The organism is Limnohabitans sp. 2KL-27 (assembly GCF_001269345.1).
Lineage (GTDB): Bacteria > Pseudomonadota > Gammaproteobacteria > Burkholderiales > Burkholderiaceae_C > Limnohabitans_A.
The window spans coordinates 45,098-70,751 of the sequence record NZ_CXOP01000001.1 but is presented as its reverse complement, the minus strand read 5'-3'; the positions used below and the strand labels follow the sequence as shown (position 1 = coordinate 70,751).

Annotated in this window: 25 protein-coding genes; 15 read left to right on the top strand and 10 right to left on the bottom strand. The window is 62.8% G+C overall.

Going from position 1 to position 25,654, the window contains the following annotated elements:
- Nucleotides 1-82 precede the first annotated feature (82 nt).
- Genes LHAB_RS00330 through LHAB_RS00320 form a run of 3 tightly spaced genes read left to right on the top strand, consistent with a single transcriptional unit; the run spans nt 83 to nt 3,102 of the window.
- A complete protein-coding gene (locus LHAB_RS00330) occupies nt 83-1,066 on the top strand; it encodes a tripartite tricarboxylate transporter substrate binding protein (protein ID WP_090043405.1) in 984 nt (327 codons plus the stop codon).
- A gap of 8 nt (nt 1,067-1,074) precedes the next feature.
- Nucleotides 1,075-1,548, top strand: a complete 474-nt coding sequence (locus LHAB_RS00325) for a tripartite tricarboxylate transporter TctB family protein (protein WP_090043404.1) — start codon at nt 1,075-1,077, stop codon at nt 1,546-1,548.
- 60 nt (nt 1,549-1,608) lie between these two features.
- A complete protein-coding gene (locus LHAB_RS00320) occupies nt 1,609-3,102 on the top strand; it encodes a tripartite tricarboxylate transporter permease (RefSeq protein ID WP_090043403.1) in 1,494 nt (497 codons plus the stop codon).
- Between the two features lie 81 nt (nt 3,103-3,183).
- Here the strand turns inward: LHAB_RS00320 and LHAB_RS00315 are convergent, their stop codons facing one another.
- The 4 genes from LHAB_RS00315 to LHAB_RS00300 form a co-directional block, all read right to left on the bottom strand.
- Nucleotides 3,184-4,230 carry an Ldh family oxidoreductase gene (locus LHAB_RS00315; protein WP_090043817.1) on the bottom strand — a complete coding sequence of 349 codons (1,047 nt, stop codon included), beginning with the start codon at nt 4,228-4,230 and terminating at the stop codon, nt 3,184-3,186.
- Nucleotides 4,231-4,346: 116 nt separating this feature from the next.
- A complete protein-coding gene (locus tag LHAB_RS00310; protein WP_090043816.1) occupies nt 4,347-4,946 on the bottom strand; it encodes a lysophospholipid acyltransferase family protein in 600 nt (199 codons plus the stop codon).
- A 121-nt stretch (nt 4,947-5,067) separates the two neighbouring features.
- Nucleotides 5,068-5,796 (bottom strand): LrgB family protein, encoded by a 729-nt coding sequence (locus LHAB_RS00305; RefSeq protein ID WP_090043402.1) that lies wholly within the window; start codon nt 5,794-5,796, stop codon nt 5,068-5,070.
- Between the two features lie 5 nt (nt 5,797-5,801).
- A complete protein-coding gene (locus LHAB_RS00300) occupies nt 5,802-6,140 on the bottom strand; it encodes a CidA/LrgA family protein (protein WP_090043401.1) in 339 nt (112 codons plus the stop codon).
- Nucleotides 6,141-6,341: 201 nt separating this feature from the next.
- Here LHAB_RS00300 and LHAB_RS00295 point away from each other — a divergent pair, with 201 nt between their 5' ends.
- From LHAB_RS00295 to LHAB_RS00285, 3 genes are read left to right on the top strand one after another with little or no spacing between them, the layout of a single operon-like run.
- Nucleotides 6,342-7,181 (top strand): oxidoreductase, encoded by an 840-nt coding sequence (locus tag LHAB_RS00295; RefSeq protein ID WP_090043815.1) that lies wholly within the window; start codon nt 6,342-6,344, stop codon nt 7,179-7,181.
- A 51-nt stretch (nt 7,182-7,232) separates the two neighbouring features.
- Nucleotides 7,233-8,255 carry an AraC family transcriptional regulator gene (locus LHAB_RS00290; RefSeq protein WP_090043400.1) on the top strand — a complete coding sequence of 341 codons (1,023 nt, stop codon included), beginning with the start codon at nt 7,233-7,235 and terminating at the stop codon, nt 8,253-8,255.
- Between the two features lie 33 nt (nt 8,256-8,288).
- Entirely contained in the window at nt 8,289-8,777 is a 489-nt protein-coding gene (locus tag LHAB_RS00285) for a hypothetical protein (protein ID WP_090043399.1), read from the top strand.
- A 1-nt stretch (nt 8,778) separates the two neighbouring features.
- Here the strand turns inward: LHAB_RS00285 and LHAB_RS00280 are convergent, their stop codons facing one another.
- Nucleotides 8,779-10,209, bottom strand: coding sequence for an 8-oxoguanine deaminase (locus tag LHAB_RS00280; protein ID WP_090043814.1), 1,431 nt, complete (start codon nt 10,207-10,209; stop codon nt 8,779-8,781).
- 37 nt (nt 10,210-10,246) lie between these two features.
- On the opposite strand from LHAB_RS00280, the gene LHAB_RS00275 reads away from it, so the two are divergent.
- Both LHAB_RS00275 and LHAB_RS00270 read left to right on the top strand, forming a co-directional pair.
- Complete coding sequence (locus LHAB_RS00275; RefSeq protein WP_090043398.1) at nt 10,247-11,578, top strand: glycerate kinase type-2 family protein; 1,332 nt, start codon at nt 10,247-10,249, stop codon at nt 11,576-11,578.
- 62 nt (nt 11,579-11,640) lie between these two features.
- Entirely contained in the window at nt 11,641-12,276 is a 636-nt protein-coding gene (locus LHAB_RS00270) for a Crp/Fnr family transcriptional regulator (protein ID WP_090043397.1), read from the top strand.
- Between the two features lie 6 nt (nt 12,277-12,282).
- Here LHAB_RS00270 and LHAB_RS00265 read toward each other — a convergent pair whose 3' ends face one another.
- From LHAB_RS00265 to LHAB_RS00255, 3 genes are read right to left on the bottom strand one after another with little or no spacing between them, the layout of a single operon-like run.
- Nucleotides 12,283-13,275: a Bug family tripartite tricarboxylate transporter substrate binding protein gene (locus LHAB_RS00265; protein WP_090043396.1), complete on the bottom strand. Its 993-nt coding sequence runs from the start codon at nt 13,273-13,275 to the stop codon at nt 12,283-12,285.
- A gap of 47 nt (nt 13,276-13,322) precedes the next feature.
- The gene (locus LHAB_RS00260) at nt 13,323-14,900 is read right to left on the bottom strand and encodes an indolepyruvate oxidoreductase subunit beta family protein (RefSeq protein ID WP_090043395.1); all 1,578 of its coding nucleotides are present in this window, start codon (nt 14,898-14,900) and stop codon (nt 13,323-13,325) included.
- A 20-nt stretch (nt 14,901-14,920) separates the two neighbouring features.
- On the bottom strand, nt 14,921-17,077 hold the full coding sequence (locus LHAB_RS00255) for a thiamine pyrophosphate-dependent enzyme (protein ID WP_090043394.1): 2,157 nt from the start codon (nt 17,075-17,077) through the stop codon (nt 14,921-14,923).
- A 97-nt stretch (nt 17,078-17,174) separates the two neighbouring features.
- Here LHAB_RS00255 and LHAB_RS00250 point away from each other — a divergent pair, with 97 nt between their 5' ends.
- Genes LHAB_RS00250 through LHAB_RS00240 form a run of 3 tightly spaced genes read left to right on the top strand, consistent with a single transcriptional unit; the run spans nt 17,175 to nt 19,149 of the window.
- Nucleotides 17,175-18,101 carry a LysR family transcriptional regulator gene (locus LHAB_RS00250; RefSeq protein WP_194943030.1) on the top strand — a complete coding sequence of 309 codons (927 nt, stop codon included), beginning with the start codon at nt 17,175-17,177 and terminating at the stop codon, nt 18,099-18,101.
- A complete protein-coding gene (locus tag LHAB_RS00245) occupies nt 18,098-18,463 on the top strand; it encodes a thioredoxin family protein (RefSeq protein WP_090043392.1) in 366 nt (121 codons plus the stop codon). The genes LHAB_RS00250 and LHAB_RS00245 overlap by 4 nt, the downstream gene beginning before the upstream one ends.
- A gap of 2 nt (nt 18,464-18,465) precedes the next feature.
- On the top strand, nt 18,466-19,149 hold the full coding sequence (locus LHAB_RS00240; protein ID WP_090043391.1) for a DNA alkylation repair protein: 684 nt from the start codon (nt 18,466-18,468) through the stop codon (nt 19,147-19,149).
- 15 nt (nt 19,150-19,164) lie between these two features.
- On the opposite strand, the gene LHAB_RS00235 is transcribed toward LHAB_RS00240, so the two are convergent.
- Together LHAB_RS00235 and guaD are read right to left on the bottom strand one after the other, a co-directional pair.
- Complete coding sequence (locus LHAB_RS00235; RefSeq protein WP_090043390.1) at nt 19,165-19,401, bottom strand: oxidoreductase-like domain-containing protein; 237 nt, start codon at nt 19,399-19,401, stop codon at nt 19,165-19,167.
- Nucleotides 19,398-20,735 (bottom strand): guanine deaminase, encoded by a 1,338-nt coding sequence (gene guaD, locus LHAB_RS00230; protein WP_090043389.1) that lies wholly within the window; start codon nt 20,733-20,735, stop codon nt 19,398-19,400. The genes LHAB_RS00235 and guaD overlap by 4 nt, the downstream gene beginning before the upstream one ends.
- A 156-nt stretch (nt 20,736-20,891) precedes the next feature.
- Between guaD and LHAB_RS00225 the strand changes: the two genes are divergently transcribed.
- The 4 genes from LHAB_RS00225 to LHAB_RS00210 are packed head-to-tail and all read left to right on the top strand — an operon-like array spanning nt 20,892 to nt 25,613.
- Nucleotides 20,892-22,454, top strand: a complete 1,563-nt coding sequence (locus LHAB_RS00225; RefSeq protein WP_090043388.1) for an ABC transporter ATP-binding protein — start codon at nt 20,892-20,894, stop codon at nt 22,452-22,454.
- On the top strand, nt 22,441-23,514 hold the full coding sequence (locus LHAB_RS00220; protein WP_090043387.1) for an ABC transporter permease: 1,074 nt from the start codon (nt 22,441-22,443) through the stop codon (nt 23,512-23,514). Before LHAB_RS00225 ends, LHAB_RS00220 begins: the two co-directional genes overlap by 14 nt.
- Complete coding sequence (locus LHAB_RS00215; RefSeq protein WP_090043386.1) at nt 23,514-24,434, top strand: ABC transporter permease; 921 nt, start codon at nt 23,514-23,516, stop codon at nt 24,432-24,434. Before LHAB_RS00220 ends, LHAB_RS00215 begins: the two co-directional genes overlap by 1 nt.
- A 45-nt stretch (nt 24,435-24,479) precedes the next feature.
- Nucleotides 24,480-25,613, top strand: a complete 1,134-nt coding sequence (locus LHAB_RS00210) for a BMP family ABC transporter substrate-binding protein (RefSeq protein WP_090043385.1) — start codon at nt 24,480-24,482, stop codon at nt 25,611-25,613.
- Nucleotides 25,614-25,654 lie beyond the last annotated feature (41 nt).

Sequence of the window (25,654 nt, the reverse complement as noted above, 5' to 3'; positions counted from 1 at the left end):
TTGGTATGACGATCCAATGGGTATAAATTTTGATGCAGCAGGCCCCTTTGGGCTCGGCTGTTCAAATCAAAAGGAGACACCCATGTTCAATCGCTCACGCCGTTCTTTGGTTGCCAGCGCTGTTGCTGGCTTGGCTTGTTTGGCAGCTGCGTTGCCTGCAGCCGCTCAGAATTACCCCGCCCGTCCCCTCACCATGATCGTGCCCTGGGGTGCAGGCGGTGGCACCGATGCGGTGGCCCGCATCGTGGCCAGCTTGCTCGAAAAAGACCTCGGCCAACCGGTCACCGTTGTCAACCGCACGGGCGGCAGCGGTGTGGTGGGCCATGCGGCCATTGCTTCGGCACCCGCTGACGGCTACACCATCGGTCTGGCCACGGTCGAAATCGGCATGATGCATTGGCAGGGTCTGACCCAGCTGACGGGCGCTTCCTACACGCCCATCGGTTTGGTCAATGCCGACCCGGCGGGTATTCAGGTGCGCGCCGATTCACCTTACAAAAACGTGAACGACTTGCTGGCCGCCATCAAGGCCAACCCCGGCAAGTTCAAAGCCTCGGGCACAGGCCAGGGCGGCATCTGGCATTTGGCCATTGCCGGTTTGCTGCTGGACCAAAAAATCGACCCCGCAGCACTGCCTTGGGTGCCCAGCAACGGCGCTGCCCCTGGTTTGCAAGACATGGTGGCCGGTGGTGTGGAAGTGGCTCCGGTGTCCCTGCCTGAGGCGCGGTCGCTGATCGATGCCGGCAAGGTCAAGAGCCTGGCCATCATGGACGCCAAGCCTTCCACGCTGTACCCCAATGTGCCGACCCTCAAGTCGGCCACGGGCAGCAACTGGACCATGGCCGCTTGGCGCGGTGTGCTGGCCCCCAAAGGCTTGCCAGCCCCGATTCAAACCAAGTTGGCCGAGGCCGTACGCAAGGCCGTGGCCAGCAAGGAGTACAACGACTTCATGACCAGCCGCGGCCTGGGCGTGATTTATGGCGGCCCGGATGACATGGCCAAGTTCATGGCCAAGTCCGATGCCGAAATGGGCGTGACCATGAAGGCTGTGGGCTTGGTCAAGTAAACCCGCACATGAAAATCAACGACGCTTTTTGGGGCGTCCTGCTCATGGCCTTGGGCGCTGCGGTGCTCTGGGCTGTGCGTGCCTACCCCAACATTCCAGGCCAGCCAGTCGGGCCCGCTTTGTTTCCAGGCCTGATCGCCATTGGCCTGTGTGCCGGTGGCGCTTTGCTGGTCTGGCAAGGTTGGCGAGACCGTGCCCACGGTCCCTGGCTGGTTTGGGAGGATTGGGTTCGATCCCCCAGACACGTCAGAGCGTTGGTGGCTTTGCTTGGCTCTGTGGTTTTCTACATCCTGGTGTCTGATGGGTTGGGGTTTTTGATCACGGCCATCCTGATGCTGGTGGTGCTGTTCAGATCCTTGCAAGTCGCGTGGGGCCGTTCGGTTTTTTGGGCGGTGGTGGCCACCTTGGTCGTTCACTTTGCCTTTTACAAATTGCTGCGTGTGCCTTTGCCCTGGGGTGTTCTGACACCACTGGCTTGGTAACGAACCGATCCACTTTCGTTTTTTCCCAAACGACTTTGACAGTCTGAGGAGCCGCATTCCATGTGGACAGCCGTTGGTCAAGCTTTTTCGATGGTGTTCGAGCCCTACACCTTGATGGTCATGGTGCTCGCCTCCTTATACGGTTTGTTTGTCGGCTCGGTGCCAGGCTTGACCGCCACCATGGCCACTGCGCTGCTGGTGCCGGTGACTTTCTTCATGCCGCCCATCCCGGCGGTGGCGGCCATGGTCACGGCCACCGCCATGGCGATTTTTTCCGGTGACATTCCGGGCTGTTTGCTGCGCATTCCGGGCACGCCGGCATCGGCGGCCTACACCGACGAAGCGTACGCCATGACGCGCAAAGGGCAGGCCGAGAAAGCGTTGGGCGCAGGCCTGGTGTTCTCGGCGGTGGGGGGCTTGTTTGGCACGGTGGTGCTGATCGTGGCTGCGCCTGCCTTGGCCGACTTTGCACTGAATTTCAGCTCCTTTGAATATTTTTGGCTGGTCTTGCTGGGCCTGACTTGCGCGGTCTTCATCTCCACCGGTTCGCCGGTCAAGGGCATGATGATGTTGTTTCTGGGCTTGCTGGTGGCCTGTGTGGGTTTGGGCAATCCGGCGGGCTTTCCACGCTTTACCTTTGGCAATACCGAGATGTCGGGCGGCATCGGCATGATCGCCATGATGATCGGCATGTTCGCCATCTCTGAAATCATCCGCTATGTGGTGGACACCAGCCCACCTGCTGAGTTGGTGGTGGAAGAAGTGGGGGGTGTGCTCAAGGGGCAATGGGCCCTGGCCAAAAAATACCCCAAGCAAATACTGCGGGGCAGTGTGTTGGGCACAGCGGTGGGCGCTTTGCCCGGTGCTGGTGCCGATATCGCGGCTTGGATGTCGTACGCGATGAGCAAGAAGTTTTCCAAAGAGCCCGAGAAATTTGGCACCGGGCATGTGGAGGGCATCGTGGAGTCGGGCTCGGCCAACAACAGTGCACTGGCCGGTGCGTGGATTCCCGCCTTGGTGTTTGGCATTCCGGGGGATTCGATCACGGCGATTGTGATCGGCGTGCTCTACATGAAAAACATGAACCCCGGCCCGACCTTGTTCACCACCAATCCGCAAAACATTTATGCGGTGTTCTTGCTCTTCATCGTGGCCAACCTCATCATGATTCCCTTGGGCATTTTGTGCATCAAGGTGGCCAAGCGCATCCTCAAGGTACCGCGTGAAATCCTGATGCCGATGATCTTGCTGTTTTGCGTGGTCGGCACGTTCGCCATCAACAACTCGGTGTTTCAGATCGGCGTGATGCTGGTCGCCGGCATCCTGGCTTATCTGCTGGAAGCCAACAAGTTCCCGACAGCACCGGCCATTTTGGGCGTGGTGTTGGGCGGCATGCTGGAAGAGAACTTCATCACCTCGATGATCAAGTCCAATGGGGACTTGATGGCATTTGTAGCCAGACCTATCGCATTGGGATTGGCCCTATTGACGGCATTGGTGTGGTTTGCACCGCTGCTCTTGCGCATGCTGCGCAAGCCTGCTTCTGCGGCTTGAACAAGCGCTTTTAAAAACTCCAAAAACCCGGCTGGTGCCGGGTTTTTTTTTGCTGGGTGCGGTCGCTCAGCTTTTTGTTGATCAGACCGCTGAGGGCATAGCAATTTTGAACTTCTCGGCCCAAGGCGCCAGCATGGGCATGATGTTCGGGTACAGCGCCACGCCTTGGCTGGCGCTGTCGGCTTTGAGCTTGAGGCCGCGCTCGCCTGGCGTGCGCACCCAGCGGTCCGGTTGTGCGGGCCGCGCCGCATGGCACTGGCGTGACACTTCGTCCATCTGCGTGTTGAAGGCGCTTTGGCCTGCGAAAGCGCGGGGGTCGATGATCTGCAAAAACACCGTGGCCCCCCAGCCTTCCGGCGAGTCGGCGCGGCCATGCCCGCCCAATCCACCGGTCAGCGCCTCGACCATCCAGCTCAGGCCATAGCCTTTGTGGCCCGAATCCATCCCACCCAGCGGCAAGATCGTGCCCTTGGGCTCGTTGAACAACACGGCAGGGTCACGGCTGGGCTGGCCGTGGCCATCCATCACCCACTCGGCAGGCAGCAAGCCGCCTTCTTTGTGCAAGCGGTTGGTCATGCCGTTGGTGGTGGACGAGGTGGACACATCGATCAGCACCGGCAGGCCGGACGTGGGAATGCCCACCGACATGGGGTTGGGCGTGAACACCGGGTCCAGCCCGCCAAAGGGCGCAATGCTGGCGGCGTTGGGGTCAGAGCAATGCAAGAGCATCATGAAACCCTGATCGGTCACGCGTTGGTGGTAAGCGGCCAGGCAAGCGATGTGGTGGCTGCGCCGGATGACCACGGTGCAGGTGCCTTGCGTGCGGGCGCGTTGGGTGGCCAAGTCAATGGCTTGCAGCACCAGCCAGGGGCCAGGCAAACGCTGCCCATCCCAGGTCACAGCGGCGGGGTGGTCCGACACCACCAAGGGCTGGCCATCTTGGCGCATCTTGCCCGATTCCAGCTCGGCCAAATAAGGGGCCAGCAAGGCCAGGCCATGCGTGTTGTGGCCCAGCAAGTCACCCTCCAGCAACACTTCGGCCACGGCCTGCGCCTTGTCGGGCGGCAAACCTGCGTTTTGCAAAAGCTGGTGGGCAAAGGTCAAAAGTTCAGAAGCAGCGTAGTTCATGGCCTTCATCATAAAAACATGCGGCCTCAACGCTGTCGCCACTTGGACTCGGTCACCCGGATTGGGTCCACTGGTGGGCCACCTGTGGCGACCGGGTTGCTGAGGCTCAACCAGGCTCAGTTTGGGGGCGGCAGGTCGAACTGGTCTGCGTTTTTGCCCTTGAAGGGGGCATAAAACGCTTGAATGGCGACCATGTCCTTGTCGATGTCGCCAGACGGGTAAAACAAGGGGCCCAAGCCACTGACTTTGCGCGAGTAGTCCATGTAGGCCATCACGATGGGCACTTGCGCTTGCAAGGCGATGTAATAAAAGCCGGTTTTCCAATAGCGTGTTTTGCTGCGTGTGCCCTCCGGCGGGACCACCAAGTGCACCGCGCCCTCGGCTTGGACCAAGGCTTGTGAACAAGCGTCCACCAGGTTGGAGGCTTGCGAGCGGTTGACCGCGATGCCGCCCAACCAGCGCATGACCGGGCCAAAGGGGAAGGAGAAGATGCTGCTTTTGCCCATCCAGTAGATGTGCAGGCGCAAGGCAAAGGCCACCATCAAGGTGTAGGGCAAATCCCAGTTGCTGGTGTGGGGTGCGGCAATGAGCACGCATTTGGTGACACTGTTCGGCAGTTGGCCCTCGATCCTCCAGCCGGTGGCTTTGAGAAACACCAAGGACATGCCGCGAAGGGCGGTGTTGACGATGGGGGTGTCAAAAATGGTGCGGTGCATGGCGCGGAGTCGGTCATCGGGAATCGGCGAGGGCGACACGCGGGCGCGCATGGCTCAGAGAAAACCGATTATGGCTGTCAATTCGACGGCCATGTTCGCCTGGCGCCATTTGCCAGCGCTTTCAAAACCACCAGGCCACCGCATAGGGTATGAGCACCGCGCCCGCGATGCCGTGCAGCCCCATCCCCAGGCTGGCATAGGCACCGGCCTCGGCGTTCACGCTGAAAGCGCGTGAGGTGCCGATGCCGTGTGCGGCCACGCCCAGAGCAAAGCCGCGCTGCCACCAGGCCGTCACGCGCAGGGCGTCGAGCACATAGCGGCCGAGCACTGCGCCCAAAATGCCGGTGCTGACGGCAAAGATGGCGGTCAAGGTGGGCGAGGCTTGCACGCGCTCGGCGATGCCCATGGCAATGGGGGCCGTGACCGATTTGGCGACCAGCCCGCGCACCAGCGACTCGTCCACGTCCAGCCAATGCGCCATGCCCACGGCCGTCACCACAGAGGTGATGCTGCCCGCCGTGAGTGACAGCAGCAAAACCCCCATGCGACCTCTGAGCGATGCCAAGCCCTTGTAAATCGGGATGGCCAAGGACACCGTGGCCGTGCCCAGCAAGAAGTGCACAAACTGTGCGCCTTCAAAGTATTGGGCATAGGGCATGTCGATCACACTGATCCCCATGCACACCAGCACCACCGCGATCAGCACCGGGTTGGCCAGTGGGTTGCGCTGGCTGCGCTCGTACAGCGTGAGGCCCAGCAGGTAAGCGCTGAGCGTGAGCACCAAAGCCAGCAGCGGGCTGCCTGAGAGGTAAACCCAAATTTCAGAGATGGGCGGCAATGCTTTGTCCATGGCGCTCAGTCCTTTGGGGCCAAGATTTTGAGTACCAGCGCCACCACCGCCACTGTGGCCAGCACGCTGATCACCAGCGCCGCGCTGATGGCCCAGGCATTGGCCTGCAGCACCGGCAGGTAAAGCACCACGCCCACCGACGCCGGAATGAACAAAAGCCCCAAGTGCTGCAAGATGCCGCTGCCCACCATGTCCATGGACGCGGGCACATGGCCGCGCAGGGCCAAAAACGCCAGCAATAAGACCAGACCCAGAACGGGCCCTGGGATGAAAGGCAGGGCGAATTTAGACAGCAGCTCGCCGAGCGCCTGAAAGAGGAAGAGTTGGACCAAGCCTTGGATCATGGGCCCAGTGTAGACAGGGCAGCGTCTGTTGGCGAGTGCAAACAGTCGTGATCAAAACGCACAGATTGGATTCGCCTATCCCCAGCATTCAGGGCTTGTTGACGCGATTTGCATGCGCATTGGCGTGATCCGATGGCGACACACGATGAACCAGCTGCGACCATTTGGCCATTCGAAACACATCAAGGAACGGAGTTTTTCATGGCATCCACATCCCTCAAGCCCCAAGTGGCCCTCGTCACCGGCGCCTCGTCCGGCATGGGCAAAGAAACGGCCAAGCGGCTATTGCAAGAGGGGCTGGTGGTTTACGTTGCAGCCCGCCGTATGGCACAAATGGAAGACCTGCGGGCCTTGGGCGCGATACCGCTGCAGATGGACATTTCGGTAGACGCCGACATCGTCTCGGCTGTGAACACCATCGTGTCCGGCCATGATGGCATCGACGTACTGGTCAACAACGCGGGATTTGGCATGTATGGGGCCATGGAAGACTCCACCCTGGCCGATGCCCGCTACCAGTTTGAGGTCAACCTGTTCGGCATGGCGCGGCTCACGCAATTGGCCCTGCCGCACATGCGTCGCCAAAAGGCAGGCAAGGTCATCAACATCTCGTCCATGGGCGGCAAGATGTACACCCCGCTGGGCTCTTGGTACCACGCCACCAAGCACGCGGTGGAAGGTTGGAGCGATTGCCTGCGCATCGAGCTGGCACCTTTCGGTATCCAAGTGGTCATCATCGAGCCCGGTGTGATTGCCACCGAATGGGGCGGCGTGATGCTCGAGCCCATGCTGGCGCGTTCGGGCCAAGGCCCTTACCAAGCCATGGCGCAGGGCATGGCCAAGGCCATGCGCAGCACGTATGCCCAAGCGGGCGCCGCCTCGCCGCCCTCGGTGGTGGCCGATGCCATACTGGAGGCTGTGCGCTCGCGCCGACCCAAAACCCGTTACGTCATCGGCAAAATGGCCAAGCCCTTGATGTTCATCCGAAAATATTTGGGGGACCGCCTGTTTGACATGGCCATCCTGAGCCAAGCCAAGTAGCCTTGACCTACGCCAATCACCTCACGCCCTTGTGCCAGAAAGGCCCTCACCGTGAAACAGGCCACACGCTTTGCCTTGCAGATGGGTTGGAAACTGCTCATCTTGGACATGGGTTATGCCCCCGCTGATGTGCTGAGCATGGCGCGTTTGCCGGTTGATCTGTTTGCACGCCCGGGGGGTGCGAGTTTGTCACCCGCGCAGTACTTTGACCTGTGGCGCGGATTGGAGCAGGCCGCAGGCCGCGACGAGCTGGCCCTGAAGCTTGCGCAGGCCATGTCGGTGGAGGCCTTTGACCCGGCCATGTTCGCCTGCCTGTGCAGTCCCGATCTGAACACTGCGTTGCAGCGGCTGGCGCATTACAAACGCCTCATGTGCCCTTTGCACATGGTGGTCGACATCCGCGCAGACCGCACGCAAGTCACGCTCAGCTGCTACGGGAGTGCCGGGCCGATCCCCCGCAGCTTGGGGGTGTCAGAACTGGCGTTCTTCACGCAACTGGCGCGGCTGGGCACGCGCGAGCGCATCGAGCCCTTGGCGGCCTCTGTACCGGATTTGCCCTTGAATCTTGCCCCCTACCAAGCCTATCTGGGTTGCGCTTTGGGTGCCTCAGAGCAGATCCAGATCACGTTTTCGACGCAGGATGGACGCAAGCCTTTCTTGACCGACAACATGGCCATGTGGGCAGCGTTTGAGCCGGCACTCAACAGCCGACTTTCTGAGTTGGATGCACAAGCGAGCCTGCGCGAGCGGGTCAGGGCTGTGTTGCTGGAGTCGCTGCCCGCAGGCATCAGCAGCATCGAGTCCGTGGCCCAACAACTGGCGATGAGCAAGCGATCCTTGCAGCGGCAGTTGGCCAACGAATCGGTCGGGTTTCAAGAAGTGCTCAGCGAGGTGCGGCAAGCGCTGGCGCAGCATTACCTCAGCCGCACCGGTATTTCAGCCGCAGAGATTTCCTGGCTGCTGGGCTTTCAGGAAAGCAACTCCTTCATCCGGGCCTTCAGAAGCTGGACCGGCACCACACCAGCGGCCTATCGGCAGGGTCTCGCGGGCCTGGACGCCCCTCAGTGGCATTGAGAGGCATCGCCCATGCATACAGGAGACACGAACATGGTGAAAGACATGACGGATTACTTTGTTGGAGAGAAGCAAGAAAGCATGCTCTTCATCTTGGCGGCATGTATGGCGATCGGCCTGGCGGTTTGGCTGTGGACGCAAGGCCACCGCCTGCGCTTCATGGCGCTGCCTTTGGTGGTGGTGGCACTGCTGCAGCTGGTGGTGGGCGTCACCATTTTTGCGCGCACCGAGGCGCAAGTGGCCCATCTGAGCACGCAGCTGTCCCTTTCGCCGACTGAATTCAAGCAAGCAGAAACCGAACGCATGCAAACGGTGATGGCCAACTTCAAGGTGTACAAAACCGTCGAGCTGTTGCTGCTGGTGCTCGGGGCCGGCCTGATCGCGTTCTTTTCCAAATGGGATGCAGCCACCGCGATCGGCATCGGCTTGGTTCTGCAGGCGGGCTTCACGCAGGCGCTGGACCTGTTTGCCCAGGCGCGTGGGGAAAGTTATTTGAGGGCGCTGACGGGCATCGCGGCCTAGCTCAGTTCACGCCCAAGGCCAGCTGCATCGCCAGCAGGTTGTGCCGCTCGATCAGCGGCCCCATGTCCACGGTGGTGATCTGGCCTTGGCGCACCACCACGCGGCCATTCACGAGGGTGTAGTCGGCGTTGTCGCTGGCGCACAGCATGAGCGCCCCCACCGGGTCGTGCACCGCGCCACCGGCCATGCTGAGGGTGTCGGTGCGGAACATCGCGATGTCGGCGCAATAACCCGCTTTGATCTGCCCCAGCTCGTGGGCGCGGCCCAGCACCTCAGCCCCACCGCGTGTGGCCAGGCGCAGGGCGTCGCGGGGTGTCATGTCGGCGGGGCCTTGATCACAACCGTACACGGTGCGCCCTTTTTCAATGCGCGGTGACTCTATCGCCCGGCCCACCCGCGCCAGCAGCATGGCCTGGCGGGCTTCATTGAGCAGGTGCGCCGCGTCGTTGCTGGCGCTGCCGTCCACCCCCAAGCCGATGGGCACGCCGGCGTCCAGCATTTTGCGCAGTGGCAAGATGCCGCTGGCCAAGCGCATGTTGCTGCACGGACAGTGCGCAATGCCGGTTCGGGTTTTGGCGAACATGTACGTGCCTTCCTCGTCGAGTTTGACGCCGTGGGCGTGCCAGACGTCGCTGCCCACCCAGCCCAGCGTCTCGGCGTATTGCGCCGGCGTGCAGTTGAACTTCTCTCGGGTGTAGGCAATGTCGTGGTCGTTTTCGGCCAGGTGGGTGTGCAGGCGCACGCCATGGGCGCGGGCCAATTGCGCCGATTCGCGCATCAGGTCCTGACTCACGCTGAAAGGCGAGCAGGGCGCCACGGCCACATGGGTCATCGACCCAAAACCCGCGTCGTGCCAGGTCTCGATCAGGCGCTGGGTTTCTTTGAGGATGGCGGGTTCTTGCTCGACGACGCTGTCGGGCGGCAAGCCGCCTTGGCTCTCGCCCACGCTCATGCTGCCACGGGTGGCCGTGAAGCGCATGCCGATGGTGTGCGCCGCTTCGATGCTGTCGTCCAAGCGCACGCCGTTGGGGTAAATGTAGAGGTGGTCACTGCTGGTGGTGCAGCCGCTCAGCAGGAGTTCGGCCATGGCCACCTGGCCTGAGACGCGCACCATCTCGGGCGTGAGGCCCACCCAGATCGGGTACAGGCCCTGGAGCCAAGAAAACAGCTCGGCGTTTTGCACCGACGGAATCGCCCGCGTGAGCGACTGGTACATGTGGTGGTGGGTGTTGATCAGGCCCGGCACCACCACATGGTGGCGTGCGTCGATCACTTCGTCGACTTGTGTGAGCAGTTCGTCGGTGTTTTCGGTGGCGGGGACGATGCGTTCGATGCGGCCATCGCGGATCAGCAGCGATGCGTCTTGGAGTTCTGTGTTGGCATCGTCTTGGGTGGCGATGCAGTGGGCGCGGTGGATGAGCAGGGTGGTCATGGGCTGGACTTTACCTGCCTTGGGGCACAATTTGCCCATGCAAGATGCCAAGCCCCACCTGCCCAGCTTTACCCAAGACCGCCCCGCTTTTTTGAAAGCGCTGTATGACCAGGCGGTGCAACGCGCCATGCCGCTGCACAACACCGCCGCGCATTTGCCAGCACCCCCCAAGGGCCGCACCTTGGTGTTGGGGGCGGGCAAAGCAGGGGGCGCCATGGCGCAAGCCGTGGAGGCATGGTGGCCAGCAGATGCCCCTTTGTCGGGCTTGGTGGTCACGCGATACGGCCACACGCCGCCGCGCCCGGCGGATGTGCCCGAGCGCATCGAGGTGGTCGAGGCTGCCCACCCAGTGCCCGACGCTGCTGGCTTGCAGGCGGCCGAGCGGATATTGCAAATGACCCAAGGCCTCACCGCCGACGACCTGGTGCTGTGCCTGATTTCGGGCGGTGGCTCGTCCTTGCTGACCCTGCCGGCAGACGGCATCGGCTTGCCAATCAAGCAAGACATCAACCGCCAATTGCTGGCCAGCGGGGCCAATATTTCTGAAATGAACTGCCTGCGCAAACACCTCTCGCGCATCAAGGGCGGTCGTTTGGCGGCGGCTTGCGCGCCAGCACGCGTGGTCACGCTCACCATCAGCGATGTGCCGGGCGATGACCCGTCCATCATCGCCAGCGGCCCCACCGTGCCCGATGCCAGCACGTGCGAGGATGCGCTGGCCATCCTCAAGCGCTACGCCATCACAGTACCCGAATCGGTGCTGCAGGCTTTGCAGTCGGGCGCATGGGAAACCCCCAAGCCCGGCTCGCCCGTGTTTGCCGGGCACAGCGTGCACCTGATCGCTACGCCCCAGCAGTCGCTGGAAGCGGCCGCAGCCGCCGCCCGTGCGCAGGGGCTGAACGCCTATATCCTGAGCGACGAGATCGAAGGCGAATCGCGCGAGGTGGGCAAGGTGCACGCGGCGCTGGCCCGCGCAGCGGCCAAGGGCCTGGGGCCCTTCACCAAGCCCTGCGTGATCTTGAGCGGGGGCGAGACCACGGTGACCATCAAGCCCCAACCCGCAGGGGTGCCCCAAGGGCGCGGAGGCCGGGCCGGCGAATTTTGTTTGGGTCTGGCGCAAGCCCTGCAAGGCCAAGCGGGTGTCTGGGCCTTGGCGGCTGACACCGATGGCATCGACGGCATCGAGGACAACGCCGGGGCACAAGTGAGCCCGGATACGCTGGGCCGCGCCCTGGCTTTGGGGCTCAAGGTGGACGAACACCTGCAGCGCAACGACGCTTACGGTTTTTTTGCGCCCTTGGGCGATTTGGTCGTCACGGGGCCCACCCACACCAATGTGAACGACTTTCGGGCCATCTTGGTGTGTTGATGGGGGCTGATTGATTTGTGTCAAAGCCCACAGGCTGGTGCTCTGGCACAGTCGACTACACCATGTTGGATACCTCTTTGCCCCCCTTGTCCGAGCCCGCAGCCCCCTTATCCCTTGTGGCAGCAGGCAGCGTGTTGCTGAACCGAGGCGACGCGGTGGACCGCATCGTGCATGTCATGCAAGGGCGCGTGGTGTTGGGGGTGATGGTGGACGGCCACATGGCGCACCAGCTGGGCGTGGTCGAGGGGCCGTTCTGGCTCGAAGCCGCTTCAGGCCTGTTGGCGCTGCCCCACGCGGTCGATGCCTTGGCCGAGACCGAGGTGCATCTGCAGTACGTGAGTGTGGGCGACTTTGTGGCCCAGGTGCAGGCCTTGCCCGAGGCCTCGCAGAACCTGCTCATGGACATGGCCCGTTCGCAGCGCCAGCAGACCGAGATGGCGGTGAGTCGCTTGGCCAAGGATGCCGATGCGCGTTGCGCCGAATGGCTGTTGCGCCATGCCGAACCCGTTGACCTGACGGGTGGCCTGGCGGTCAAGCTGACCGAGCGCAAACGCACGATCGCCGCACAGCTGGGCATTGCCCCCGAAACGTTTTCACGCGTGCTGCGCCACCTGCGCGAGCGCCAGCTCATCAGCGGGGGTGGGCGCGTGTTGGGCCTGCCCAACCCGCAAGCGCTGCGTGAGTTGGCCGGGGTGTGAGCGCTTTCAATCTCCGCTGATCTTGCGCTCGCGGATGATGGCGCCAAAGCGTTTGGAGTCGTCTGCTGCGCGGGCACCGAATTCGGCAGGGGTCAAGGGCAGGGCTTCGCCGCCCAGGTTCTGAATCCGCTCTTTCAGGGCTGGCGTGCCCAAAATGCGGTTGATCTCTCGGTTGATGCGTTGGACCACATCGGCAGGGGTGCCGGCAGGGGCGTAAAAGCCAAACACCGAGTCGGCATCAAACCCTTTGAGGCCCACTTCGTCCAGCGTGGGCACATTGGGGAACAGCGGCGAGCGCTTGAGGCTGCCGACGGCCAGCAGCTTGAGCTTGCCCGCGCGCACCTGGCCCAGACCAATGCCGGGGTCAAAGTAATAGTCCAACTGCCCGGCCAAAACGTCTTGCAGTGCGGGCGCGGCGCCCCGGTAGGGCACATGCACGGCAAACAGGCCGGCTTGGCTCTTCATCATTTCACCTGCCAGGTGGGGTGAGCTGCCATTGCCCGCCGAGCCATACGACAAGCGGCCCGGGTTGGCCTTCACATGGGCCAGAAACTCTTGGACGTTGTTGGCCGGGAAATTGGGCTTGGCCACCAAAAACACCAGCACACGCGCCGCCGAAGCCACCGGCACCAGGTCTTTGACCGGGTCAAATGGCATGCGGGCATAGATGTGCGGGTTGACCGAGACCATGCCACCTGAACTCATCAGCAGGGTGTAGCCGTCAGCGGGTGATTTGGCCACCACCTCCCCACCCAGGTTCCCGTTGGCACCGCCCCGGTTTTCCACGACCACCGGCTGGCCCAAGGCCTCGCCCAAGGGCACGCCAATGGCGCGTGCTATCTGGTCAGCGGCGCCACCGGGTGGGAAGTTCACCACCACCTTGATCGGTTTGGTGGGCCAGCTTTGCGCCGCCGCGCTCAGGCACAGCGCGGGGCCGACCACGATGGCCAGCCATGCGGCCGTGAGGGCCCGCCGTGGGAAGAAACTGGTTTTTTTCATGCTTGTCTCCTGGGGTTGATCAAAGGGTGTGGGCCCATGCGGGGGCATCAGGTTTTTTTCAGTCGGGGGTTTTTCATCCACAGCACGGGCTGCTCTTTGACCGGACGCGCCGGTGCACCGTGTTGCAGCAAGGCTTGGTCCAGGGCCTGGCCGGCTTCGTCCAGCAAGGCGGCCTGGCGGATGCGTGCGACGGCTTGGGCCTGTTCGGCCACAGGCACTTTGGAGGCCGTGCCGCACACCTGGCGCAGGATGTGCAGCAGGTTGTCCTTGCCGCGCTCGTTGGTGCTGCCGTAGCCTTTGATGAGTTGCCCGCAGCGCGCCAACTCCAAGCCCAATGCGGGCGAATGCCGCGTGGCGTTTTCAATGCCGTCCAGCCATTCCTCGATCAGGGCTTGTTCGGTGGCGTAGCGGCTGCCCAGGGGCCTGAGCACCCGCAAGCTGGCCAGCAGGCGCAAGCTGGCCATGCCCCACAGCGCATGCCGCGCCACTTTGAGGGGCATCGACCAGGGCGCCTGGCCCCGTACCACCCGGGCGCGGTCCCACCGCAGCAAGCGCTTGGCCAGACCTTGCGGCAGCAAGGCCGCGAGCTCGGGCACGCCGGGCTTGAAGTGGTCATACACCTTGAGGACGTCGCCTTCTTGGGCTTTGACTTCCTGCGTGACGCGCGCCCAGCGGCTGGCACGGCTTTTCAGGTCGGCCACGCGGACGATGTCGTCAAAAGCCATCCACAAAGCCAGCCAACGGCTGGTTTCGGCCGTCACGGGGTGCGAGGCATCGGCGGCGAAGTTCTCCACATTCAGCAAACGCGCCAGACGCTGGACATACAGCTGGGCATAAGCCGGGCCTTGGTATTCCAAGAGGCGCTGGTGTGCCAAACCCATCAAGGGGTGCAAAGCCGCAGGAAAACGTGCCGCCACATCGGCCGGCAAACCAGCCGATGCGGCAGGTGCTGGGGGCTCCGGCTTCAGGACGTGCTCCACATACTGGGCTTGTTCGCGCTGTCGCGCGACCCGATCGAAGGCCAGGGCAAAGCCGCGCAAACTGGCCTGGGCCGAGGCGCCGGGGCCTGCCAGCACGGCTTCGTAATGGGTCCGCGCAAAAGGCAGCAAGCCACTGCCTGCGACAGAGCCCAGCATGACGGCGCTGACCATGGTGCCGCTTTGCTGGCACAACTGGGCCATGTCCAGCACATGGTGGCGCAGGCTGTGAGCGGCCACCACGTCGAGCAATGGGCCTTCGGCACGGCGACCATCACCCATGGTCATTTTTTCGGCGGTGGTCAAGGCGCGCGAGGAGGCGCTGATGACCAGTGTGCGGTCCGCCGAGGCCAAGCCGTTGCCAATTTGGCGAGCGGTTTCCAGCAACTCGGACGAGACCAGCGCATCGAGCCGGCCCGGCAAGGGGTTCAGACCCAGCACCGGCCAGCGCCCTTGCAGTTGGCTGTGGGGCAGGGGATACACCTCGAGGTAGTAGGTGGTGGCGCCGGTGCGCTGCGCCACACCGGGGATGGAGGTCGCTTGTGCGGGGTGGCCCGCGTGGCGGGCCACATCCACCAGCCAGTCGGCCAGCACGCCGCCACCTTCGCCGCCCAGGGCGCACAGCAAAATCGAAATCGCTTGGGTCATGGTCTGTCTCGGTGTGTCGGTCAAGCCGGTTGCAGCCAGCGCGTGGCCAGGCCTTGCCAGCGGGCCCACAGGCGTTCGTGCCACTTGGGGTTTTGCACCACTTCGGCGCGGTAAAAGGAGGGGCACAGGGTGGCTGCGTGGGCGTTTTCGCCGCACAGGCCGCAGCCCACACAGCCGTCGATCACGGTGGCCACCGGGTCCACCTTGAGCGGGTCAGGGTTGTCTTTGAGGGTCAGGGTGGGACAGCCCGAGAGGCGAATGCAGGCGTGGTCGCCATTGCACACGTCTTCGTCCACGCCGTATTTCACGCGCTCAACCCGCTTGCCTTTGGACAGCAGCGAGGCCAGCCAGGGTTTGATGCGGCGCTGGCGTTCGAGCTGGCATTCGCCTTCGGCCACGATCACCTTCAGACCCTGAAATTCGGTGGTGAAGGCCTCGGTCAATGTGGCCTGCATGAGGCTCACCTCGTAAGTGTTGACCGTGCGCAACCATTGCACCCCCAAGCCCTTCAAGGTGGACTCGATGGTTTGGTTGGTGTGCACCATGCTCTGGCGTTTGTCGCCCGCCAGTTCTTTGGCGATGTCGGTCGGCGTGTTGATGATGTCCTGCGTGCCGGTGGCCGAGGTGTAGCCGTTCTTGAAGATCAGCAGCACGGCATCGTCGCCGTTGAACAAAGCGCTTTGCACACCGGTGAGCAAGCCGTTGTGCCAGAACCCGCCGTCGCCCATGACAGACAACACCCGCCGCTTCATGAGCGGCGACACGCCCGCGCGGCTGGCAAGGCTCATGCCGTAGCCCAGGATGGAGTGGCCCATCGAAAACGGCTCAAAGGTGGCCAGGGCGTGGCAGCCAATATCGCCTGCGATGTGCACCGGCCCCACGTCTTGTTGCGCCAGTTTCAGCGCAGAAAACACCGGGCGCTCGGGGCAGCCAATGCACATGCCCGGTGGCCGTGCAGGCACGGGGCTGCCCAATTGGGCCAGCACCTGTTGGCGGCGCTCGCCATTGCCCTGCAGCCATTGGCGCGTGGTGGCCGGCACCGCATCACTGTGGTGGCGGTCTAAAAACTTCAGCAGCCCCATGGCCATGACCTCGGCGGTGTACTCGCCGCCCGAGGGCAGCATGTCTTTGCCATGCAGTGGGGTCTGCAGGTCAAGGCGGCGCAGCATCAGGGCCAGTTCTTGTTCAATGTATTCGGGCTGTCCTTCTTCAAGAAGCAGCACCGCCGATTTGTCCTTGCAAAAACCCACCAGCTCATCGGGCACCAGCGGGTAGGTGACGTTCAGCACCAGCAGCGACAGGCTGCTCACGCCAAATGCATCGGCCAGATCGAACTGCTGCAAAGTGCGAATCAGTGTGTTGTACAGACCGCCTTGCACCACCAGGCCCAAGTGTCGGTGCGTGCTGCCTTCAAAGTGCTCGTTCAGCCGATGCTCGGCGATGTATTGGCGTGCGGCGGGCAGGCGATGCTCGACCTTGCGCTTTTCTTGCGCAAAGGTCACCGGCGGGTGCGCCAAGCGCATGTAGTTGAAGCCAGCCGGCTCCTGGAGCAGGTGTTTTTTGGACAGCTTGGGGGAGGGGTTGTCTTTGGCCACAAACTGGCCGCGCACATGGCAGGCGCGGATGCGCAGCTCCATCATCACCGGCATGTTGGACGCTTCCGACAGCCGGAAGCCGTGCTCCACCATGTTGACCATCTGACCCAGTTCCGGGCGAGGATCGAGCAGGCACATGCCCGATTTGAGCGCGTAGGCATGTGTGCGCTCTTGGATCACGCTGGCGCCTTCCCCATAGTCTTCACCCACCACGATCAGCACGCCACCGGTCACCCCCGGTGAGGACAGGTTGGACAGGGCATCGGCTGCCACGTTGGTGCCCACAATCGATTTCCAGGTCACCGCCCCGCGGATCGGGTAGTGGATCGAGGCGCCCAGCATGGCGGCGGCAGACGCTTCGTTGGAGCAGGCCTCCACGTGCACGCCCAACTCGTCCATATAGGGTTTGGCCTGCACCATCACGTCCAGCAAATGCGACACAGGGGCGCCCTGGTAGCCGCCCACATAGCTCACCCCCGATTGCAACAAGCCTTTGGTGATGGCCAAAATGCCTTCGCCGTGAAACACCTCGCCTTCGCCCATGCGCAGGGCCTTGATCTCTTCGTGAAATGAGACTTCCAAAGCACGCTCCTTGCGTTGTGGTGGCCCGATTGGGGACGGGACAGGGCCATCTTACGTATAAGCTCATAAAATATTCTTAATAAACGGTATGCATTCAATGAATATCAAAGACCTCGATCTGAATTTGCTGCGCTTGTTTGACGCGGTCTGGCGCACCCGCAGTGTCAGCTTGGCGGCTCGGCAATTGGGCATGTCGCAACCGGCGGCCAGCCAAGGTCTGGCGCGTTTGCGCAGCATGCTGGGCGATGCCTTATTCGAGCGCAGCGGCACGGGTGTGCGGCCCACGCCGCGTGCTGACCGATTGGCGCAGGCGGTGCAAAGCGCTTTGGGCACGATCGAAGAGGCGCTCAACACCTCGCAGGTCTTTGACCCCCTGCGTTCGGCGCGCGTGTTGCGCGTGCACTTGAGCGACATTGGCGAGGCCCGTTTTTTGCCCGATCTGGTGCTCGCCTTGCAGCGGCTGGCGCCGGGCATACGGCTCGAAGCCATGCCGCTGGCGCATGACAAGATCGGCGCGGCGCTGGACAACGGGCAGTTGGACATGGCCATCGGGTTTTTGCCCGAAGTGGGTGAAACCTTGCAGCAGCCCCTGCTGACAGACCGCTATGTGGTGTTGATGCGTCAGGGGCATCCGGTGGCCCGGCGCTGGTCTGAACTACAGGCCAGCGGGAACGCCCGCGCTGATGCCCTGCAGGCGCTGTTGGCCGAGTTGGAGTTTGCCGCGGTGCGCACCCATGCGGACACCTTGCGCATTTTGGATTTGATGCAATGGCGCCACCGGCTGCGGTTGACGGTCAGCCATTTCCTGTCCTTGCCCGGCATCGTGAACAGCAGCGATCTGGCTGTGTTGATGCCGCACAATTTTGCCCAAGGTTTCGCGGTGGCCGGCGAATTGGCCATCATCGAGCCCGATCTGCCTTTGCGCGACTTCACCGTGTCCATGCACTGGAGCCAGCGTTTTGACAAAGACCCTGGTTTGCAATGGCTGCGCGCCACCGTTGCCCAATTGTTCTGCCCGACATGACACCGACTTCCTTCCAACCTTACCTCAGCCCCATGGAGGCGCCCAGCCGCGCCGAGGTGGAGGCTTTGCGCGGCTTGACCTTGCTCGAATTTGGCACCGACTGGTGTGGTCACTGCCGCGCCGCTCAGCCTGTGGTGGCGCAGGCACTGGCCCAGCAGCCCTCTCAGCAGTCCCCCCAGCAGCCCCCCCGCCAGCCGCTATGGCAACACCTCAAAGTCGAAGACGGCCCCGGCCGCGCGCTGGGGCGCAGTTACCGCGTCAAACAGTGGCCGACCTTGCTGGTCTTGCGTGACGGTCAAGAAGTGGCCCGTGTGGTGCGCCCCACCAGCGTGCAGGACATGTTGACGGCCATGGGGGTTTGAGCATGGTGCGCATCTCCCCTTGGCGCCTGCCCATCGAAATGGCTTTGCGTGCGCGGGCCGATGCGCAGCAGGCCGTGCCCATGAAAGCCTACATGTTGGGCCAATTCGAGTTTCTGGGTATTCGCGCTGGCCCACGGCGTGAGGCACTCAAGGGCTTGCCCCAGTTCACGGGCACGGCCGAAGACCTGCTGGCGCTGGCCCATTCGCTGTGGCGCTTGCCCGAGCGAGAGTTCCGTTATGCCGCCATTGACCTGCTGGCCAAACACCACAAGCGCTTGGCCGTGAGCGATTTGCCGCGCATTTTGGAGTGGGTGCAAACCGACCCCTGGTGGGACACGGTGGACGGTCTGGCGGGCGTGGTGGGGGACATCGTCCTGAGGGTCAAAACCAGCCAGCCCGATGTGCAACAACACATGGACGCTGCCTTGCGCCACCCGCATCTGTGGGTGCGGCGGGTGGCCATGCTGCACCAGCTGGGCTGGCGCGAGCAGACCGATCAGGAGCGCCTGTTCCACTACGCGCTGACACTGGCGCCGGAGACCGACTTTTTCATCCGCAAAGCCATTGGTTGGGCCCTGCGGGACCATGCGCGCACCCAGCCCGAAGCGGTGCGGGCATTTTTGTCGCGGCATGCCGAGCAACTGTCGGGCCTCACGCGCAGGGAGGCCGCAAAGCATTTGAATTGAGGCGGGTTGTGAGCATTAACCCGCCAGCAAAATCCCCGCGTCTTCGTACCAGAACATCAGCGCAGCGTCGTAGCTTTCCCACACGCAACCGTTACAGCCGCGACCGCAGCAGGAGGTGGGTTCCGGGGGCGGCTCCCTGAAGTCGTGGCCCGCTGCCTTGAGGCGCTCCTGGAATTGGGCGATGCCCCGGCGCACGGAAGCGCGCTGGGCCTGGTAGGGGTCGATGATGGGGTGTTCGTTCTCGCCGGTCATGCCCGATTGTCATTGACTGGTTGGCCTTGAACGACCGTTTGCGCAATCAGCCGCTCATCGCCCAACACGACCATGGCGAACAGCCATTCGGCCAGGGTCTCGGTTTGCGCGGTGCGTCGCGCCAGCAGGGGGGTGGCCTGGGGGTTGAGCACCACAAAATCGGCTTCGCACCCGGGCAGCAGATTGCCCACTTGGCCGTTCAGGTCGAGTGCTGCGGCAGCCCCTGCCGTGTGTTGCCACCACAGATGTTCGGGCGACAGGCTGATGCCGGCACGGCCCACGCTCTGGCGGGCCACCGTGTAGGCCGCGTGCATGGTGTGAAAAGGACTGAAGCTGGTGCCGCCCCCCACATCGCTGGCCAGGCCATAGCGCAGGCCTGCGGCGTCGGATGCGGGATAGTCAAAAAAGCCGCTGCCCAAAAACAGGTTGCTGGTGGGGCTCACCGCAGCGCTGGCGCCCACTTCGGCCATGCGCCGGCGATCGGTGTCGTCGAGGTGGATGCAGTGTGCATACACCGAGCGCTGGCGCAGCAGGCCTGCACGGTCGTAAACATCCAGATAACTGCGTGCCTCGGGAAAGAGTTCGTGCACCCAGCGGATCTCGTCCAGGTTTTCGGCCACATGCGACTGAACCCAGACATCGGGGAACTGCTGCGCGATCTCGCCTGCGCCGTGCAGCTGCGCCGGGCTGCTGGTGGGGGCAAAGCGCGGTGTGATGGCATAGCCCAAACGGTCCACACCGTGCCAGCGGCGGATCAGTTCCTCGGTTTGGCGCAGGCTCAAGGGGGTGTCGGTGTCGCGCAGGCGATCCGGGCTGTGGCGGTCTTGCAGCACCTTGCCAGTGATCATGCGCAGTCGGCGCTTTTGTGCCTCGGCCATGAAGACATCGACCGACTCGGGGTGTGCCGTGGCAAAGCACAGGGCGGTGGTCACCCCCTGGCGCATCAACTCATCCAGAAAGAAAGTGGTCACCTCCTGGGCATAAGCGGGGTCGGAAAACTGTTTTTCGTGTGGAAAGGTGTAGTGCTCCAGCCAAGGCAACAGGCCCTCGGCGGGCGAACCGATGACATCGGTTTGGGGGTAGTGGATGTGCAAATCGACAAATCCGGGGGCGATGCACCGACCGGGCCAATGGGTCACGGGCAGTTGGGGATACGGGGGGGCCAAATCGCGGTAGGGACCGATGGCCTGAATGCGCACGATGCCGTCGGCTTCGCGTGCGGTCACCAGCAGGCCGTCGGTTTCGTAGTGGGCCTTCGGCGTGGTCGGCTCGGCGAACCACAGCAAGCTGGCTCGCCAACCTTGGCATTCGGTCAGATGGGGGGCGTGGCGCATGGGTCAGAAGGGGGTGAATACGGGGATAAACACCCGGAAAACGGGCGTGTTGGGAGTGGTACATTGTGCGGCAATCTCTTCGCTTGCAAGGGTCGGCTCAGCGCTTGAGGCACGGACTTTGCATGAGACTTCTCCAGATCCTCCACCGCACCCGACATGACCACACCCCTCTTGTCTTTGCAAGGCATCACCAAACGCTACCCGGGCGTGGTGGCCAACCAGGCTGTGTCGCTGACCGTGATGCCCGGCCAGGCCCACGCCGTGCTGGGTGAAAACGGCGCAGGCAAGTCCACCTTGATGAAAATCATCTACGGCTCGGTCAAACCCGATGAAGGCCAGGTGTTCTTCAAGGGCCAAGCGGTCACCATCCGCAACCCGCAAGAAGCGCGCAAGCTGGGCATCAGCATGGTGTTCCAGCATTTCAGCCTGTTCGACACGCTCACGGTGGCTGAAAACGTCTGGCTGGGGCTGGACAAGACGCTGAGCCTGGCCGAAGTGACCCGACGCATCGAGGCCAAGGCCACTGAATATGGCCTGGACATTGAAGCTGCCCGCCCCGTGCACACCCTGAGTGTGGGGGAAATGCAGCGGGTGGAAATCATCCGGGCTTTGTTGTCAGAGCCGCAACTGCTGATCCTGGACGAGCCGACTTCGGTGCTCACGCCGCAAGCGGTCGAAAAACTGTTTGTGGTGCTGCACAAATTGGTCAGTCAGGGCGTCAGTATTTTGTACATCTCGCACAAGCTGCACGAAATCCGGGCGCTGTGCAGCGCCTGCACGGTGCTGCGCGGCGGCAAGCTCACGGGCGTCTGCGACCCGCGTGAGCAAACCAATGCCAGCCTGAGCCGCCTGATGATCGGGGCCGAGCCACCGGCATTGGCGCATGTGACGCGTGCGCCGGGCGAGGTGGTGCTGTCGGTCCACGCCCTGAGCCTGTCGCGCCAAGACCCTTTTGGCGTGGACCTGGAGGACATCCACTTGCAAGTGCGCGCTGGCGAAGTGGTGGGCCTGGCCGGGGTGTCGGGCAATGGCCAAAAGGAATTGATGTGGGCCTTGTCGGGGGAAGACACCCGGGCAGGCGTGCAGTGCGGCGCGGCCAGTGTGCGTTTGGCCGGTCAGCCCGTGGCCGCTTTGGGGCCGGTGCCGCGCAGGCAAATGGGCTTGCACTTTGTGCCCGAGGAGCGCCTGGGCCGGGGGGCGGTGCCCTCGCTCAGCCTGTCTCAAAACCTGCTGCTCACGCGCAGCGAGGCGCTGGGCGCGTGGGGGTGGTTGCGCATGGGGGTGTTGGCCAATCAGGCGCGCAGCGTCATTGAGCGCTTCAAGGTCAAGGCCTCCGGCCCCGATGCCCCCGCGCAGTCCTTGTCGGGCGGCAATTTGCAAAAGTTCATCGTGGGGCGCGAGATCAGCGCTTCGCCGAAGTTGCTCATCGTCTCGCAACCCACCTGGGGTGTGGACGTGGGGGCGGCGGCGCAGATTCGTGGCGAAATTTTGGCCTTGCGCGACGCCGGTTGTGCGGTGCTGGTGGTGAGTGAGGAGTTGGAAGAATTGTTCGAATTGTCCGACCGTTTGCATGTGATCGCCAAAGGGCGCTTGTCGCCTTCCGTGGCGAGAACCGAGGCCACGGTGGAGCGCATTGGCGAGTGGATGAGTGGCTTGTGGCCCGATGCCGCGGTTTCGGCGCGACCCGCACAAGAAGGAGCGCAACATGCTGCGGCTTGAAGCCCGTCCCCAGGCGTCTGGCCTGTGGACCTATGCCTCGCCGGTGTTGGCGCTGGTGCTCACGGTGCTGCTGGGCGTGGCCCTGTTCATGGCGCTGGGCAAAGACCCTGTGCGTGGCTTACAGATGTTCTTTTGGGAGCCGGTCAAAACCAGCTACGCCTTGGGCGAGTTGATGGTCAAGGCGACGCCGCTTTTGGTGATCGCTTTGGGCCTGTCGGTGTGCTTTCGGTCCAATGTGTGGAACATTGGGGCCGAGGGGCAATTTGTCATCGGCGCGGTGTGTGCCGCGGGCGTGGCCCTGCTGGCCGACAAAGACACGGGCCGCTGGATCGTGCTGGCTGTGCTGCTGGCGGGCATGCTGGGCGGCATGGTGTGGGCGGGCATCACAGCGCTGCTGCGCGACCGTTTCAATGCCAGTGAGATCTTGGTCAGTTTGATGCTGGTCTATGTGGCCGACATGGTGCTCAGCTACCTGGTTTATGGCCCCTGGAAAGACCCGGCGGGCTTCAATTTCCCGCAGTCCAAAACCTTTGAAGCGGTCACCCAAATTCCGCGTTTGATGGACGGCTCGCGCGTGAGTGTGGGCTTGTTGCTGGCGCTGGTCGGTGCAGGCTTGCTTTGGGTGTTTCTGTTTCGCACGCGTGCGGGCTTTGCCCAGCAGGTGGGCGGCTTGGCGCCCGATGCGGCCCGGTACGCAGGGTTTTCTTCGCGCAAGGCGCTGTGGGTGGCACTCATGGTCTCGGGCGGTGCGGCAGGTTTGGCCGGCGCATTGGAGGTGGCGGGGCCCATTGGGCAGCTCACGCCCTATGTGCCTGCGGGCTATGGTTTTGCCGCCATCATCGTGGCCTTTGTCGGGCGCTTGCACCCGGCGGGCATGGTGTTGTCGGCGGTGCTGATGAGCATGTTCTACATCGGCGGCGAGCTGGCGCAATCTCGCCTGGGCCTGCCCAAGTCGATCACGGGCGTGTTCCAGGGCTTGCTGTTGTTTTGCTTGTTGGCGTGTGACACGCTGGTGGCTTATCGCCTGCGCTGGGTGGCCTCCAAAAAAGGGAGTGTGTGATGGAGTCCTATGCATTGCTGATCGCTGCCACTTTGAACGCGGGAACGGTGCTGGCCATTGCCGCCTTGGGTTTGCTGATCAACGAAAAAGCCGGCGTGGTGAACCTGGGCGCCGAGGGCCTGATGCTGTGCGCCGCCATCGCGGGCTTCGCCTGTGTGGTGCACACCGGCAATGACTGGCTGGGCTTTGCGGCGGGCATGGGCGCAGGCGCGGTCTTGGCGGCTCTTTTTGGGGTGTTGGTCATTTGGCTGGGTACCAACCAATACGCCACGGGTCTGGCCTTGAGTCTGTTCGGTGTGGGCTTCTCAGCCTTTGTGGGCATTGGCTATGTGAAAGAAAAACTACCGGACCGGCCTCATTTTGCGGTGCCCTATTTGGCCGATATTCCGCTGGTGGGCCCCGCCCTGTTCAAGCAGCACCCGCTCGTTTATGGGGCGGTGGCGCTGGTGTTGGCCCTGATTTGGTTCCTGTACAAAAGCCGCACCGGTTTGGTGCTGCGGGCGGTGGGCGAATCGCCCGCTTCGGCCCACGCTTTGGGCTACCCGGTGCGCCGCATCCGATTGGCGGCGGTGGTGGCCGGCGGCGCTTTGTGCGGCTTGGCCGGCGCCTACATCTCGGTGATCTACACCCCGCTGTGGGTCGAAGGCATGGTGGCGGGCAAGGGCTGGATCGCCTTGGCGCTGACCACGTTTGCCACCTGGCGTCCGGCACGGGTCTTGCTGGGTGCTTACCTGTTTGGCGGAGTGACCATGCTGCAGTTCCATTTGCAAGGTGTGGGCGTGCAAGTGCCCAGCCAGTTGCTCACGGCGCTGCCCTACATCGCCACCATCGTGGTGCTGGCTTTGATCTCGCGCAACCCGACCTGGATTCGCGTGAACATGCCGGCCTCACTGGGCAAGCCCTTTTATCCCGGTTCATAATTGCTTTTTTTCCAACCCCTGTAACCCTGTTCAAAAGGACCTGACATGACAGACATCTCCAAGCGCTCCATCGTCAAGATGGTGGCCCTGACCGCTGTGGCCGCCGCCGCATTGGTCGGTTGTGGCAAAAAAGAAGAAGCCGCCAAGGCGGCCGCTCCCGCTGCGGCCAAGGCCGAGCCCCTGAAGATCGCGTTTGCCTATGTGGGCCCTGTCGGCGATGGCGGCTGGACCTTTGCCCACGACAACGGCCGCAAGGAGATCGAAAAAGCCTTCGGCGACAAAGTGGTCACCACCTTTGTCGAAAAAGTGCCAGAAAGCGCTGACGCTGAGCGCGTGATCCGCGACATGGCCGCCCAAGGCAACAAACTGATTTTTGGCACCACTTTCGGTTACATGGAGCCCATGCTCAAGGTGGCTGCCGACAACAAGGGTGTGAAGTTCGAGCACGCCACCGGCTACAAAACCGCCGAAAACATGCGCACGTATGACAGCCGCACCTACGAAGGCGCTTACATGGCTGGTGTGATCGCGGGCAAGATGACCAAGACCAACACGCTGGGCGTGGTGGCTTCGATCCCAATCCCTGAAGTGGTGCGCAACATCAACAGCTTCACCATGGGCGCGCAGTCGGTCAACCCCAAGATCAAGACCAAGGTGGTCTGGGTCAACGAGTGGTTCAACCCACCGAAAGAAACCGAAGCCGCCACCTCGCTCATCAACGGTGGCGCGGACGTGCTGATGCAAAACACCGATTCGTCGGCTGTGCTGCAGACCGCCGAGAAAATGGGCAAGCGTGCCTTCGGTTGGGATTCCGACATGACCGCCTACGGCCCCAAGGCCCATTTGGGTTCGGCCGTGATCAACTGGGGCCCTTACTACGTCAAGGCCGTGGGTGAAGCTCTGGAAGGCAAGTGGAGCACCGGTACAAGCTGGTGGGGCGTGAAAGAAGGCGCGATCGAGATGGTCAACGTGGCCGCTGACGTGCCAGAAGACACCAAGAAAAAGATCGATGAGATCAAGTCAGGTTTGAAAGCCGGTACCTTCTCCATTTGGAAAGGCCCCATCGTGGACCAGGCCGGTAAGGAAATGTTGGCCAAAGACGCTGTGGCCGACGACAAGTTCCTGGGTGGCGTGATGTTCTACGTCAAGGGCGTGGAAGGCAAGATTCCAGGCAAGTGATGTTTAGCGCCCAAAAGGCGCTGATCGACCGAAGCCGCCCG